Source organism: Acinetobacter sp. SwsAc6 (assembly GCF_013391565.1).
GTDB lineage: Bacteria > Pseudomonadota > Gammaproteobacteria > Pseudomonadales > Moraxellaceae > Acinetobacter > Acinetobacter cumulans.
On sequence record NZ_JACAXE010000023.1, the window covers coordinates 13,903 to 28,437 of the forward strand.

22 protein-coding genes are annotated in these 14,535 nt (G+C 37.7%); 18 read left to right on the top strand and 4 right to left on the bottom strand.

Annotation, left to right across the window (positions count from 1 at the left end; genetic code table 11):
• Positions 1–20: 20 nt before the first annotated feature.
• Together HYG93_RS13915 and HYG93_RS13920 are read left to right on the top strand one after the other, a co-directional pair.
• A complete protein-coding gene (locus tag HYG93_RS13915) occupies positions 21–665 on the top strand; it encodes a hypothetical protein (RefSeq protein ID WP_256733478.1) in 645 nt (214 codons plus the stop codon).
• 76 nt (positions 666–741) lie between these two features.
• Positions 742–1,824, top strand: coding sequence for a hypothetical protein (locus HYG93_RS13920; protein ID WP_024160740.1), 1,083 nt, complete (start codon positions 742–744; stop codon positions 1,822–1,824).
• Between the two features lie 173 nt (positions 1,825–1,997).
• Here the strand turns inward: HYG93_RS13920 and HYG93_RS13925 are convergent, their stop codons facing one another.
• Complete coding sequence (locus tag HYG93_RS13925; RefSeq protein ID WP_024160741.1) at positions 1,998–2,186, bottom strand: hypothetical protein; 189 nt, start codon at positions 2,184–2,186, stop codon at positions 1,998–2,000.
• A gap of 160 nt (positions 2,187–2,346) precedes the next feature.
• On the opposite strand from HYG93_RS13925, the gene HYG93_RS13930 reads away from it, so the two are divergent.
• Both HYG93_RS13930 and HYG93_RS13935 read left to right on the top strand, forming a co-directional pair.
• A complete protein-coding gene (locus tag HYG93_RS13930; RefSeq protein ID WP_024160742.1) occupies positions 2,347–2,691 on the top strand; it encodes a hypothetical protein in 345 nt (114 codons plus the stop codon).
• The gene (locus tag HYG93_RS13935; RefSeq protein WP_024160743.1) at positions 2,691–2,960 is read left to right on the top strand and encodes a hypothetical protein; all 270 of its coding nucleotides are present in this window, start codon (positions 2,691–2,693) and stop codon (positions 2,958–2,960) included. The genes HYG93_RS13930 and HYG93_RS13935 overlap by 1 nt, the downstream gene beginning before the upstream one ends.
• A 79-nt stretch (positions 2,961–3,039) precedes the next feature.
• Here HYG93_RS13935 and HYG93_RS13940 read toward each other — a convergent pair whose 3' ends face one another.
• A complete protein-coding gene (locus HYG93_RS13940) occupies positions 3,040–3,366 on the bottom strand; it encodes an H-NS family nucleoid-associated regulatory protein (protein ID WP_024160744.1) in 327 nt (108 codons plus the stop codon).
• Positions 3,367–3,552: 186 nt separating this feature from the next.
• Between HYG93_RS13940 and HYG93_RS13945 the strand changes: the two genes are divergently transcribed.
• From HYG93_RS13945 to HYG93_RS13965, 5 genes are all read left to right on the top strand, one after another.
• On the top strand, positions 3,553–4,377 hold the full coding sequence (locus tag HYG93_RS13945) for a hypothetical protein (RefSeq protein WP_024160745.1): 825 nt from the start codon (positions 3,553–3,555) through the stop codon (positions 4,375–4,377).
• Between the two features lie 227 nt (positions 4,378–4,604).
• Positions 4,605–5,033: a hypothetical protein gene (locus tag HYG93_RS13950; protein WP_024160914.1), complete on the top strand. Its 429-nt coding sequence runs from the start codon at positions 4,605–4,607 to the stop codon at positions 5,031–5,033.
• On the top strand, positions 5,033–5,926 hold the full coding sequence (locus tag HYG93_RS13955) for a hypothetical protein (protein ID WP_024160915.1): 894 nt from the start codon (positions 5,033–5,035) through the stop codon (positions 5,924–5,926). Before HYG93_RS13950 ends, HYG93_RS13955 begins: the two co-directional genes overlap by 1 nt.
• Positions 5,927–5,967: 41 nt before the next feature.
• On the top strand, positions 5,968–6,558 hold the full coding sequence (locus HYG93_RS13960) for a hypothetical protein (RefSeq protein ID WP_228254375.1): 591 nt from the start codon (positions 5,968–5,970) through the stop codon (positions 6,556–6,558).
• Positions 6,536–6,976: a hypothetical protein gene (locus tag HYG93_RS13965; protein ID WP_228254374.1), complete on the top strand. Its 441-nt coding sequence runs from the start codon at positions 6,536–6,538 to the stop codon at positions 6,974–6,976. The genes HYG93_RS13960 and HYG93_RS13965 overlap by 23 nt, the downstream gene beginning before the upstream one ends.
• Here HYG93_RS13965 and HYG93_RS13970 read toward each other — a convergent pair.
• Complete coding sequence (locus tag HYG93_RS13970) at positions 6,968–7,228, bottom strand: hypothetical protein (RefSeq protein ID WP_024160750.1); 261 nt, start codon at positions 7,226–7,228, stop codon at positions 6,968–6,970. The two genes, HYG93_RS13965 and HYG93_RS13970, sit on opposite strands and share 9 nt — an antisense overlap.
• 359 nt (positions 7,229–7,587) lie before the next feature.
• Between HYG93_RS13970 and HYG93_RS13975 the strand changes: the two genes are divergently transcribed.
• Complete coding sequence (locus HYG93_RS13975) at positions 7,588–8,124, top strand: hypothetical protein (RefSeq protein ID WP_024160751.1); 537 nt, start codon at positions 7,588–7,590, stop codon at positions 8,122–8,124.
• A gap of 102 nt (positions 8,125–8,226) precedes the next feature.
• Here the strand turns inward: HYG93_RS13975 and HYG93_RS13980 are convergent, their stop codons facing one another.
• Positions 8,227–8,682 carry a hypothetical protein gene (locus tag HYG93_RS13980; protein WP_024160752.1) on the bottom strand — a complete coding sequence of 152 codons (456 nt, stop codon included), beginning with the start codon at positions 8,680–8,682 and terminating at the stop codon, positions 8,227–8,229.
• 197 nt (positions 8,683–8,879) lie between these two features.
• Here HYG93_RS13980 and HYG93_RS13985 point away from each other — a divergent pair, with 197 nt between their 5' ends.
• The 8 genes from HYG93_RS13985 to HYG93_RS14020 all read left to right on the top strand — a co-directional run bounded on the left by HYG93_RS13985 (position 8,880) and on the right by HYG93_RS14020 (position 14,448).
• Entirely contained in the window at positions 8,880–9,092 is a 213-nt protein-coding gene (locus HYG93_RS13985; RefSeq protein WP_005006071.1) for a hypothetical protein, read from the top strand.
• 69 nt (positions 9,093–9,161) lie between these two features.
• Positions 9,162–9,920, top strand: a complete 759-nt coding sequence (locus HYG93_RS13990; protein WP_024160753.1) for a Fic family protein — start codon at positions 9,162–9,164, stop codon at positions 9,918–9,920.
• Positions 9,921–10,066: 146 nt separating this feature from the next.
• Positions 10,067–10,630 carry a hypothetical protein gene (locus tag HYG93_RS13995; protein WP_057694171.1) on the top strand — a complete coding sequence of 188 codons (564 nt, stop codon included), beginning with the start codon at positions 10,067–10,069 and terminating at the stop codon, positions 10,628–10,630.
• Positions 10,631–10,673: 43 nt separating this feature from the next.
• The gene (locus HYG93_RS14000) at positions 10,674–11,204 is read left to right on the top strand and encodes a hypothetical protein (RefSeq protein WP_024160755.1); all 531 of its coding nucleotides are present in this window, start codon (positions 10,674–10,676) and stop codon (positions 11,202–11,204) included.
• A 251-nt stretch (positions 11,205–11,455) separates the two neighbouring features.
• Complete coding sequence (locus HYG93_RS14005) at positions 11,456–12,298, top strand: hypothetical protein (protein ID WP_077169165.1); 843 nt, start codon at positions 11,456–11,458, stop codon at positions 12,296–12,298.
• Between the two features lie 12 nt (positions 12,299–12,310).
• Positions 12,311–12,625: a hypothetical protein gene (locus HYG93_RS14010; RefSeq protein WP_044111919.1), complete on the top strand. Its 315-nt coding sequence runs from the start codon at positions 12,311–12,313 to the stop codon at positions 12,623–12,625.
• Positions 12,626–12,697: 72 nt separating this feature from the next.
• Positions 12,698–13,174, top strand: coding sequence for a hypothetical protein (locus tag HYG93_RS14015; protein WP_005006052.1), 477 nt, complete (start codon positions 12,698–12,700; stop codon positions 13,172–13,174).
• 176 nt (positions 13,175–13,350) lie between these two features.
• A complete protein-coding gene (locus HYG93_RS14020) occupies positions 13,351–14,448 on the top strand; it encodes a phosphohydrolase (RefSeq protein WP_125269093.1) in 1,098 nt (365 codons plus the stop codon).
• Positions 14,449–14,535: the final 87 nt, after the last annotated feature.

Here is a 14,535-nt window from a genome sequence, read left to right on the forward strand (position 1 = left end):
ATAGAAAACTGGATATCGAAATGAGTCTGAATAACATAAAACTAACAGCCAATTGTTTTGCCCTTACACATCCTGAAAATGAAAAGAACTTGTTCAAGTACATTTTTAGAGAAATGTTTAAACGAAATAAGGTCGAGACATTCTGTTCCGCAAAAGTCATATTTTTTACAGATGGCAAGCACATCTATTTAAGAACGTGCGTATCGGACGTCAAAATCCCAATGGCCAAAGAATACATTGAAATTTCGCACGGTCAGCAAATCACTGGAAAAATCATGGTTCCTCTTAACCGTGAATGTAGCTTTAACCGCCAAGAAATTGAAGAATACATTTCGGTCCACGGCGAAAAACCCAAAGGCAATTCAGGTAAGAAGCGTAAAAATCTAACTGGAGATGAAGCAGCCGAATTCACCAAAAACGCTCTTAGTAGCAAAGGTCTATTGGATGTCACTATAATTGAGCAACAATGTGGACCACAGCTCAGCATTTTGAATATTCCAGTCCAGACCAGAGATATTTCATTTAGTGCGACTGTTGGGGATTTAGAGATATTTAAAACAGCATGGCTCAATGGTATTGGTCGTGATAAAACCTACGGCTTTGGAATGATCCGCTTAGATGGTACTTTGTTTACACCGCCTTGTAATAATAGTGCTCACGCCTAATCGAAAGGACTTTTAAAGTCCTTTTTTAAACGAAATTTTTCAGATATTGATCTGATGTAGATCCTGGTTGCTCAACATGAGAAATAAAGATTTAGATCCAAAGATAGGAATACCACTTAAAGTCATCACAGCGCGATTAGAACATGTGAAGTTTAACCTCAATGGCTTAATGAAACGTGTAGAAGCTTATGCGATCGCACGACAAAACAGTAAAGATCCGCACGAATGCCTAATCAGTGGTGATGAATGGACATATGCTGCACTAGATTGTCGAGATCCTATCTGGCGTGAACGAATGAAACGCACCAGTACCATTATGGGTGTTCAAGCCACTGGCCAAGAAATCCCACTCTCATTTATCAATCAGCTACCTTGCAACATTGGTGAAATCATTACCCTTGGCTCATGGAGCCTAACCAAAAATATTTATCGGTTTGAAGATCAAGTCATTCAAATGCTTGTAAAGACCGAATACAACCGCAGTATCCCCGGTTTCCTATTAAACCTACCTGATATTGCGATCTACGTTCAAACCGACAATGCCAATCTCTACGTGCAAAATGAACAAGTGGTCGGTGTTATTTTTGCGAAAAACACGTTGAACGATCGCAAGGTGCTATTTACCACGGTATATACCGATACTGGCTTAGCAAAAACCATTACCATGCACTTCCCTGATGATGATGATTTTGAATCAACTGTTGAAGACTGCATGACCGATTTCATTGATACGTTTTTTGATGAAAAGAACTTGCCTGATGAACAAGAAATTAACACGTTCATGGAACTGCAGAAGAAGCTAATCAATTTGATTCTATGGTTCAGCCAAAAAGAACCAGATCTCAGACCATTAACACCAGAAACAACACAAGCCAGGCCTAAATTAGAGCTGATTAAGCGTGAATTGCGTTTATTTGAGGCCAATAAGTACAAGCCGACTATTGTTGGTACCGAAACAAATAAAAAGATCAATGAAGCGATCCTAAAGCGCGATGAAGATCTAAAGTCTGGCAACTACAAAGGTACCAAAAAACCACATCCACGGATTCCTCACTGGAACTTTTACTGGTTGGGCAAACGTGGTACCAAAGAAAAATGGGTTAACCATTGGATACCATTTCAGATTGTTGGCGGTGTGCCTAAAGATAAAGGGCTCTAAGGAATAAGTTATAGAAATTTAAATTTCTTACCACTGGTAAATATAAGCATATATGTCAAGTAGAAATGCAAAAGTATTGGATTCCAACACTGATTCCGTAAAGCCAGTAAAAGCCACATGAAATAAGAAAGAGCCCTATGTTGGCTCTTATTTTGTTTTTGTAAATCTCAATTTTAACGCAGCGTGATTTTCACTTTACCAACACACTTTTTGTTTAGTGGGCGATTATTACTATCTACCCGTCTCAAATAGCCACATTGACTACAAGCAAAAGTATCATTACCTGAATCATTCGTAAATTTAAGCCAAATGTGACCATTGCCATCGTCTATATCTGTTTTAACGTATTTATCTAGATTCATGCTTAAACCTCTTAATAAGCTCACTCGATAATAACAATAGTTTTGCTTAGATAGTATTTTTCCAAAAGAAATTATTAGCAGATTTTATATATTTTTTAAGAAAAGTTTTTGAGCGCTTTTATTTATTAAAATTAAATTATTAAGCAAGGAGTTATAAAGCATGGCCAAATCAATAGACCAGTTATGGGGTGAATTACAGCAGATTCAATTTGATGAATCTAATTCCCTACCATGCGAATTCCATATCTGGAATAAAGGTGCATATCGCTATCAGATCCTAGATTGGTTTGAAGCAAATTCTGAAAATGGCGTATTAAGCTTGCAAGGCAAAACCTATACAACATTATGGGAAGAGTTTGGCAACACCCCGATAAACAATGATGATGAAATCGAAGAAGACTTTCATCTATGGGGCAAAGGTACAGACCGCTTCATTATCTGGCACTGGTTTGATGATCAATTAGAACACGGTGTAATTAGCTTAATTGAGAAAGGAGTTGCGTAATGGGATTATTTAGTTGCCCTCACTGTAATAGTGATATTGATACTAACGATAAAAAGTCTGGCCATCAGGTGAATGATGTAATTCAAGAAACCTTTTGTTCTGTTGACTGCAGTATTGAATATCTGGTGCATAACTCACAAATGATTGCAGTAGATCAATACGGAAGTTTGCCATTAAGCAATGAAAACCTGAATGAATTCATTGAAGCATTTTCTAATGAGGGTGTTGAAGATGATGTGTTAGAACACATCAAAGCTGAACTTTGTTAAGTAGTCGCGCACGTGCTCTAAACAACACTGACAATTGCATTTAAAAAAAGGGCTTAAATCATTTAAGCCCTTTTAATATTTATACGATAAGAAAACTTTCTAATGTTTTTCCAGATTCAATCTCACGATTTAACCAGGATGGACGTTTACCACGACCGGCCCACACTTCTTTGTGGTTATTCGGGTTGCGATATTTAGGATCTGCTTTAACCACTGGCTTTTTATTTAATTTACGATTTTCGCCGTGCTCATTTAATTCAAGAATAGTTAAGCCTAATTCTTTTGCGATCTCAAACATTTTGAGATAACCGTCATCAAGTTTCTTATTCTCTACTACAACAATTTGGTTTTGTGCCTTTTTAATTAGGTCTTCTAACTGGTCTTTACTTAGGTTTTCAACTTCCATAACTAATCTCGAAAATTTGGATATATCAAATATAAACCAGTGCGTTTTGTTTACAACCGCATACGGTAGTTTTAATTGATTAAAATATTCAACTTATTCCATGGCTATTCTAATTTTTAAGCATAAGTTATTCCCACTTTAAATCCATTAATCTAAAAATACATTCAACCTGTTAGGTAAATTAATATGCACAAGTATCTCATGATGAATCTTGCGATTAACGAAACATCAGCACTACCAATTGGTATCCGTATTTGTGATTTTAATATCGGCTTATATGCCTCTAAGAAAATTTCAGAAGTGCCAGCTTTAATGGCATTGGTTAATTACACCCTGTTTAAGTATTCAAGCTATGAGAGTGAAGAACTTGAAGACATTAAAACCTTATTAGAAGAACATGATTTTAAAACTCGCTATGACTCTTGGGAAATCAGCGGTGATTCTTTTTACGTTTTGGGTTTTAAAGAAATTACAAAAGACGAGTTTGAATTATTGCAAAAACTTGACCTGTTGACCGTGGTAGACGAATACAACTACCACCATAAACTTTTGTCGAATCATGGTGAGCATAATTTTGACGAATATTTCAAAAACTTTAACGAGTCTAAAGAGCAAGAAATCTTGAAGCAGTTTAAAGACATTGCATTCAACCTAAAAAGTGATGCCCCTTTAAACTCGACATTTGCTCAAGACGTTATAGAGTTGCTGACTACCTACAAGTTTGGTACAGCTTTAGAACCTATCGACAGCACTCACAGCGATACAAGAAATCGTTCCTACTTTAGCCATACGCTTGAGGGTGACTTCGCATCTGGAGCTATTCAGGTCATTATTTCAAATTACAAAGAAACTGGCGTCAAAAACCCTTATTCAGTGATTGAGCCTTTAAATCTTGAAATTATGCTTGAAGATGAACAATGTTTTGATGATGAATATGCAAGTCTCGTTGTTGAATGCGAGTATGTGTTTAATCTTATTAAGACCGACTTATACACCAACACTTTTGAATAAACCAAGCCTTTAAGAGAGAAATCTCTTAAAGTTGCGCTTAAAAACGTAAACGATGTTTTTTTAATTGATTAAAAAAGGTTTTGAATTTTTAGCGCTGCAATGGCGCTCGTCATTATTAATTCTTTCTGGATGCTTAAATAAGTATTTTTTAAAAAAACTTTATCCGTTCATATTCTTAATATAATGAAACCTAATCAAGCAAATAGCTTAAAACTTGGAGAAAGCTCATGAATTTAAACCGTAATTTTTGCCCGATCGATTTTAACGAAGTTTACGGCAGTACTGACAATTTACCTTTGTTTTTGGTTAAAGCGTCACGCCAGGATTCTAACGATGACGAGCATAGTGAGTATTTCTTCATTCGAGCACCTCATGAGCACCGTTTAGCTTTCTTCCTTGCCCACATGTTCAAATCACATGTGGATAATGCCCTTTTGACCTTGGAAAACTTGGCTGAAGAAAATTATCAAAATATCCCTGAATTGGAAGAGTTGATGTCTTCATATGGTGTGATTGATGGCGTTGGCGTGGATACACTTTTTGATTTCCGCGCTAAGGAACTCACAGTTGATAAAGCGCTGGAGCTAGTCGAATTCATTGAAATTAACCCACTCAATACTGATATTGTGGGCTCACTATTCTTGGAGGCACTTTAATGAATAGTAGCTTTATCTTAATTAATGAAGCTATGTCGCCTATTCGTAAGAATACGGCGCTTTTGGAAACCCTGTTATCTATGATCAGTACTGCAGATCAAGACCACGGCGACCAAAGCCCAAGCTTCCACATTAATATCCATGCTGGCATTGAATTGCCTGATCATGAAATTGCATATACCACTTTAAAAGGTTTTGCAGAGCTGACCGAAGATCATAATCTTTGTATCTATATGAATCCTGAGCTGTCAGAAAATGGCTTTATGTTGCTATCCACTCAAAACGTGGTACCTGATTGCTATGACAATTCTATCTTTGTAGATCTGTCGAATCAGTTATGCAATTTCTTCAATCAAGAAGTACAGCAGTTAAACGATCAAGCGCAAAAGGCGTTAAAGCTGTTGTTACAGCATAAAATCAATGGAACAGCGATTCGCACGTTCAACCCTGAACAATTGCAGATCTTACAGAAAATCGCTGCATTAGATAGCTTCATGCTCGATGACCAGCGCGATTGGTTTTACTTTTCCGAAGTAGCCATTGATAACGCCTATAAAGACATGAAAAAAGGTTTAGAACTGTTGGTTCTCAATGAAGATATTAAGGATGCACTTAAACAGCTACTTGATGCAAACAACATGGAGTTTTGTGATTTACCAATACTCGTGGTTTTGTATCCCCTACTGGTTAAGTCTGAAGAAAATAACAAACTGGTACAGGCTTGCTTAAGTCATCTCATTGGCAACAACTTAATCAATGAGCCGTTTATTGCTGGTGTACAACTTGAAGCTGGTGCATTTAATAGCGAAATGAACACCTATACTTTATTGCCACACATGAAAGCAGTAAAAGAATTGCTGATAGATATTGAAGCAGATCTCACAAAAGTTTAACCGTTTTACCTGAGCTCATTGCTCAAAACCTTGGAGTTGTTATGGATACTATTGTTCGCGTTAAATCAGTTGGTGTTTTAGGTCTATCATCTAAAATCACGACATTTGTAATCGACATCGAGCTTGATGGCGGTAAATTAAAAATTGAAGATCAATTGCTTCATTTTAAGAATTCTTTACGTACAAGCTATCGAGAATATGATGAAAGTTTAGCGATCGTAAACAATAAGGCTATACTTTCCAATTTAGACAATGCAGTAAAACCAAACGAATTGCATGCTTTAGTTGATGATTATATCGACTCAGTTTGGGTAACAGATGCCAATAAAAACACCACTAAACAGCGCCGTGCGTCACTTGGTTTGCACAATCCAACGATAAAAGACAAAGGTGTTTTGAAAGAAGCCCTTTTAAGTGAAGTTAGCCTACAAAAACTATATCAATCAGAACGTAGAAGCCTGATCAGATCGGAAGTATGTTGCGACCAGCATACTTCTTTTTTTTTGAACCTTAGCCTAGAATCATCCAATATCATCGCTTCATACCAAGAGAATCATGCCATATCTCATATATTTAATGTTCCTTGCGTTTGCAAGCGCCGTAATTTTAGTGGAAGAGGCTTATGGTCTTAACATCCAATTATTTGCAATGGGGATTGTCGTCATCATTGGACAATTGGCAATTTTTTGTTTTATCAACGCAGCGATTAACATCAACAATGAAAAACAACATCGCAATGCCGTCAAAACCTTGCACTATGGCGCTTCATTTTCATTAATTGTGGTCACTACACTGGTCTATTTATATAAGTATGTGTTGCACAAACAGGAATATTTGACCATGGCGATTTACTTTTTAGGAACGTGGTTTGCCATCACCCTTTTTGACTCAGTGTTTAAGTTAGTCAAAGTTGGTATTTTTAATAGCAAGAAAGACAGTGCTGAAGTTGTGAACTCAACGCGTAAAGTGACGGTAGTTACTTTAGCGATCTGTATGTTTGGGTATTACTTATTTAGCAAATATGCATTAAATATTAACGTACTAGACTAGGCATCTTGTAAACAAAACCGCACCTAATACACAAGCGCAATAACCAGCAAAAAAGAACATCCTTTTAATTATTGCGCTAATCTTTTCCGTCACAGTACCGTTATGAACAATAAAAACTATCATAAACATTAAAGCGATCGTGCAGAGGAATAAGGCAAAAACAATTAAATAAGTAAAAGCAAAGTCAAAGTTTAATACCACTGGAAAACCAATAGATACCGCCATTAAAGCTATTGTACTTGATGCATTCATATCTTAAAGCCCATCTAGCAACTAGCTTAATCGTAGCGATAAATAAGGTTTAAAACTGAAACTTTATTATTGAGATTGGTCAGTGCACATTAAAAAAATGTGCTTGGTATATACCAGAAAGCAAAGAACCAGACGCAAAACGCCTGGCTCTTTAAAATTGAAAGGTGAATAAAAAAAACACAAATCACTTGAACGCATTTCTTATTCAAGGTCAGTTTAATTAGATTTCTTGCCATTGTCTATGTAATGTAAACGTGGACAGCATTAAAACAATCTATATTTTTTGAAAAAAGTTTTGAAAAGGTACAGTGAAATATAATGAATGTATGAGCTCAATGCTCACCATTTGGAGAAATTATATGAACTTTGAAATCTTATCTAAAACAAAAGTTGTCGGTCTACAAGAAGATTCTCTCACCTCTTTTCAAAATTTTATGTTTGAAAATATTGCATGGGATAGCCAAGTCCGTGCTGATTATTACCAGTCAAATAAGAATACTGTACTGCTGGAGCTACCAGTACGTTTACGCCGTGACATTCAAATCGAAAACATCAACGGCGCTTTAGATGCACTAGTTGATTTTGAGCTGATCTACAAGCAAGACCAAGGCAAGTTGGTATCTTCATTGGTCGTTGATACGCAGTACTTGTTATGTATAAATGATCAGGATATTGATCTTTGGTCAATCGACAGAGAACTCAGTTTCTTACAAGAAGCTGACCGCAATCACCTTAAGAAGCTTATGCGTCATTGTGATGATCGTTTCCATGCGTGGATGCGCGAGATTAAGTCTTACTTCAATCGTTTGACAGTACAGCCGTTGCATCTTGATATGCAGATCAAAATACGCAAGATCGTAGGCTATACAGCGGTGCTACCTAAGACCTTTCCATAAGGTTTTAGGTGCCAGTATAAAAACAAATAGACCGCAATTAAGCGGTCTATTTTTTTGCCTAAAACGGCGTTAACAGATCTATGTAATATTTAGCCCTTAAAACTATTGGCAAGTATCTGAATAGCGCTCAGCACTTCCAAAGAATGATTCACCCTGATTGTCCACGATGTCTACATACAGATCTGGTTTAACTGGAGCATTGGCGAATACAGAGCAATAAAACGGATGAATCTTTTCATTCACAAAGCGGTTTAAAGAGTCAGTTTCATCAGAAGAGTATTTATCTGCAGTTTTGCTAGACATCTGAACGTTCATATTAAAGTGTTTTGAATACTTCACTTTTTTAAGTACCGCACCAGTTTCAATCTGGTACGGTGTTTTAGTGTTAAGCAAACGCTCAACTTTACGTTTGTTTTCAGCAGTAGGAGAAAGCGCAACAGCAGATTTTAAGCTGTTTGTATTCAGGTTATTTAAAGAACTATTAGCTAAAACAGCGCACGACATAGACACTGAGATTATTGCAACTGCAGATAGTTTTAGTGTTTTGAATACGTTCATGTTTAACGACTTTCCTGTATATACTTAAATTATATACTTAATATACGATATTTGATTTTTTTGGAATTTTAATCTTATTTGATTTTGTTAATCGGTATATACCAATAAGATTGTTTATACGCAATTTAGCAAGAATCGCCCCCTTGTTTGGGGTTACAATTATTGTAATTTACAGATTGTTGATACAGGAAACCGATATGTCTGAAGAAGTGAAATACGAAGACCGTGTACGTGCTGCATACCGTTCTGCTCAAGGCAATGTAGCTCAAGAGTTCTCCCCTCACATTGTTAAAGCATGTGAAGCATCATCAAACGCACGTATGGAGCGCTTAGCAACTGGTCAAACAACATTTGACGAGGAAGAAGCTGCATTGATGAAAAAATGGAATGCACTTAAAAACAAAGCCTAATCATCGCGAATACAACCTAATCTAGCTTACAGCGGATTACCAAACCCAATCACTCATAAGTAGAACAATATGGACGATAAACTTGAGTTTTATTTAGATGCAAAAGACATCTTATCTCAACCTACCAGTTGCCAAGCGCAAGGCGACTATAAAAAGGCACTGGAAAAAGAAATCACGGAACATCGAATAGCGAAAATGGAAATTTCGCCTTTACGTGGCAATTATGATCTCGACCACCTCTCTAAAATCCATGAAAAAATCTTTGAGCATATTTACGATTGGGCTGGAGAAGTGCGTCTGGACGACATTTCTAAACGTGCGATCGACCCGAACGGTAATTATGAAATCGGTCATTTCCTAGATAAAAACCTGATCCCTGATGAACTGAATAAGTTCTCACAGGCGGTTAAAGAAAAAGACCACCTGAAAGGTTTGGACAAAGACCAGTTTGTGCAAGAGTTCACTCAGCTTTATGCCAAGTTAAATGAAGCTCACCCTTTTGAAGAGGGTAACGGTCGCGCTGCAAAACTGATGATGAACCAGCTGGCGAATGATGCTGGTTACACCATGGTATATAGCAAGGTCGCCGTATCAGATTGGAACTATGCGTTTAAACGTTCACTGACAGATCAAGAGCTTTATGTCGGTGAAAACTATGAAAACCTAGAACCGATGGAACAAGACCTCTCTTACCTTTTAAAAGTCATGGACAGTATCATTGAACCATACGATCTAGTCCTGAAGCTTGAAAATACGGAAGAACAAGAGCAAGAACAGGAAAATGACCAGGATAAATCAAATGATGATGATTCACCGAGTTACGGATAATTAGATTAATCCGTATACGATGGCTTTTAATTGATTAAAAGATTCTTGAAAAAAGAATCTTTTTTTTTTGAGAAAAATTTCTAATGAAGTGACTCAGATTAAAATAAAACCTTAGGAAAATATTGTCCGAAACTTGGAGATGAATAATGAATAACGCAGCACATCAATTTGCAAATAAAGTGGTCGCTCAATACCAATTTACAAACGGAAGTGATTCAAGTCTGAATCATTTAATTATCGGCAACAGCACCGCAGAAATTATCGACACCTTAATTTATATGCTTTTCTCAAGCCATGCTGAAACCTATGACGATGGCGTTGTTTGGTTTAAATCAGTGGACGCAATTAATGTTGAGAAGTCTTACATTACTTACAACAGTCGAGAAAGCTGCATTTTTGCTTATTTTGTGTTTGATAAAAATCCATTAATGCTGAAAACAACCGCATTGCATATTGATAATGTTTGTTACTTTGGATGTGAAAGTGACACCACCAATAAAACCATCGAATTTTTAGAAAAATTCAAAGTTCGTGTATCCCTTGCTAAAGAGTGCCACAAGTTCAAATTCAATACTGAGCATCATGAAACCTTGATGCATGAAACCATTAAAACCTTAAAAACTATCTATGAAGAACATAACGACATGGATGCCGAAAAGTTATCTCAACACCATGACACAACTCATTTAGTTAACACATTTCTTGCTTAACCGTACACCATACAATAAACAAAACCCGAAAAAGGATATAACAATGCTATTAGGCGCTTTAAAACAATCTCTAAGCTCAGTCATCGACATGAACCGCTACACCGCCCTTTGCTCACATGTGGAGGGTGAAAACTTGCCGTTATGCGCTCAATTTCGTGTACTTAAATATATCTTTGGTGAGCATGGTCTAAGCGCACTTAAAAATTACAAAGAAGTTGAACACATTGACGAAGCCTTTTTGAAAAAACACTTCCTACGCATGATGAACTATGACTTTGAAGCAGTCATATACCTTGCTATGGTCGGCATGCGCGAACTTATCTTAGAAGCTGATGCTTTTGACCATGACGGCGAACAAAACGCCCAAAATGAGCTTAAACAAGCATTCCAATACGTTTCAGAAAATGACGTTCGTAATTTTGCTTATGTCACTCACATGGGCTATTCAGAAAAGTATTTCAACTGGAATATCATTCGCCACCAGTCTAAAGATGAAGCGGATAATCCCCTCACCTTTTGGTTATTTAAGAATGCAATGTATTCACTATTTTTCAACTTAGCCAATCGGAAATAATGCCCCAACTCATTAAGAGTATTTAAGTCCGAACTTAAGTACTCTTTTTTTTGCATTAGAAAAATAGACCGGTATATACGCCGTCTAAGCATGGCTTAAAACGTATACGATGATTTTAATTGATTAAAAATATTTCAAATATCCATTACGTGTTTTAGGTCGGTTAATCAATTCCAATAAAGTTATTCATTAGTATTTTTTAAATAAAATGGCTCTATCGAAAGCAATTGCTTAAAACTTGGAGTCCTGTAATGAATCAACTTGATAAGCTAAATCATTTAAAAAATATCATCAAGCAAGTACCACATGAGCGTTTTGATCTGGATTTATGGCGCACGATCCCTGGTACCGACAATATGACTTTTGCTCAACTTATAAATAGTGATGCTAATTGTTGCGTCATAGGTTGGGCGACAGCTGATGAAACATTTAAAAGACTTAACTTCATGATGTTAGACGGCGTTCCCCTTTATGCACCATTCCGTGCGAATACTGGTGAACCATTCACTTATGAAGAACTCAAAACAAATGTTGTTTATCGCGGTTCTGAAGCAGTACGTGAGTTTTTTGGACTCAATTATGAAGATGTCGATCATATTATTTTTGAGAGCAACTACGCTTTTGAAGACCCAATCAAAGACGAGATTATTGATCATATCAACCATGTTATTGATCGTGTAAACATCCGTCCACAAGACCTTGACCATTTGTTATCTAGCTCAATTGTTGCACTGGATAAAGAAGTCCGTGAGTTCACTTTAAATGATGATGAAGTCCGTGAAATATCTGTTGTGGTTGATTGCTTCAATAAGTTTTTCCCCGATGGTGCTTATCTTGAGTTTATTGCTACGGTCAACGTACCAGGTGATTGTGATCCACTGGAATACATCGCCAGCAATTACAACATTAAAGAGCCATTAGCTTTCGTTCCTAAGCCGAATGAAGCATTAGAAGAATATCTGGAAACATACCCGATCGAATATCTCATGCATAACTGGCAAGAGGATTTCATTTCGCCGTATGACGAAATCATTAATCAACGTTTAACGCACATCGCATTGCAAAATTTAAATAACGCAAAAGCAGTTCAATAAGGAAACCTACCCATGACAATTGAAAATCCGCAACTCGTCAGTGCCATCAACGAACTTGGCTTTTACTTGCCACAGCAAGTACAACAGATACCGAACACCACAGAAGCCGGGTTTCGTGTGTATGTGATCGATACAGCAAAACATACCAACATCGAGGCACTAATTAGTGCTATTGAGAATGTCAGTATCACTTCACAGCCCTTTTATTTTCAAGATGATTACGACATGGGCGTGTTTTTTGAGGGATTTAGTTTCTTCTTGCCTATGCTCATTACACAAGACAGTGATGCACCTTTACCACTGTTCTTAATTCAACTGGATTTGTAAGTCCAACAGCGGTACGTGCGCCAGTATGTACCGCTACCCCTTTTGGCACACCGCCTAAAACTTGGAGCAGATATGAACAAAGCAACGACCGTTGAGCGTTTAGAAAAGCTGATTGAGCTAGTGATCGAGGTCATTCCTGATGAAAGCTTTGATTTCGACATTTGGCGTGATTATGACGCAAGCCATACAGAACAACACACCGATTTCTTTTCAGGTTTCACCACTGAAGAATTGTTAGATAAAAATATTGTAGGATGCCTGATTGGTTGGGCTACGTCTGTCGAGTATTTCCAAAATCTAGGTTTCAATTTTCATGGTTCTGTTGGGCCAATCTTCATGTATGAAAAAATACTCAGCAATGAAGAGCTAAAAGATGCGCCTGTTGTCACTGTACCAGTCGTTTACCAGTGGAAAGCAGTACGTGAGTTTTTTGGCATCACTCAGGAAGATGCTTTGGTGATGTTTAGCTATGACAATTACGACCAGGCCAAAATTGATAAGGACACAATGATTCGATTTATTGAACGCATCATCCAAAAATATAAGTAACCACCGAAACGGCGCAATGCCGTTTTGCTAGACGTTATAACCGCTTACGATGATTTTAATTGGTTAAAATATTTTCAATATTTTTAAATTTTGAGAAAAGTTTTTCCCCTGGTACACCCCTCTATACTTAATCCATAGCAAGCAAGGCACAAAGCCTTAAATCTGGAGTAAGTCGAATGAATACAGCGCATAAGTACGATGATCAAGTCATCATCCCAACAATAGCCGGGCAACTGGAGTTGCTGTCTGGTACCGATCTAAACAAAGAACTGGCTGAGCATGTTTTTCATGAAGCACCAGACATCGATCTAAGTATCTATGACATTTTTATTGTCTGCTTAAGTGGCGGTAAGGATTCGATTGCAGCGTATTTGCGCTTACTGGAGGCTGGAGTAGATAAAAGCAAAATTGAGCTTTGGCACCACAAAATTGATGAAGAAAACCAGCCGTTCATGGATTGGGTGTTCATGGAAAACTATACCAAAGCATTCGCTCAGGCATTCGACACACCATTGTACTTCAGTTGGCTCGAGGGCGGTTTCCTTGGCGAAATGCTCAAAGAAAACAGCTACTCAAAACCCCACTTCGTAGAAACACCAGAGGGCTTAATTAAGCTTGAACGCGACAACAACCGCAGTAAACCAGGCACACGCTTGAAGTTCCCACAACAAGCAGCCAGCCTCATGACGCGCTGGTGTTCTTCAGCGTTAAAGATCGATGTCGGACGCAGAGCATTGAACAACCAAGAACGCTTTGACGGCAAGAACATTTGTTTTATCACTGGTGAACGCCGTGAAGAGTCACCAAACCGCAGTAAGTACAACCAGCTAGAACCGCACCCATGCGACCGTAGAAGCGGTAAGAAAGCAAGACGCGTTGACTGGTGGAAGAACGTGCTTCACTTCACTGAAGAGCAAGTATGGGCGTTACTGGAGAAGTACAAGGTTACGCCACCAGTGCCATATCGCTTAGGTTGGGGCCGTAGCTCATGCATGACCTGTATCTTCAACAGTCCTAAAATCTGGTCAACCATCAGCACCTACTACCCTGAACGCGCTCAGCTGATCGCTGGTTATGAACAAAAGTTTGACTGTACGATCAGTCGCTCAAAGCTCGATGTCGTCAGTCTGAGCAATGGCATTGAGCCATTCGACATTCAGGATATGGAAGCACTGGTACAGTCCAAAATTGAAAGTTATTACCTACCAGTGTTCACGGATAACTGGACGGTTCCACCAGGCGCATTCAACAAGGAGGGTTGTGGATCGCTGTAAATTAGGGTGCCATTTGGCACCTTTTTAGGATGAAAACCGCAAGCGATGTTTTTTAATTGATTAAAAATGGTTTGGAATAATTTTGTT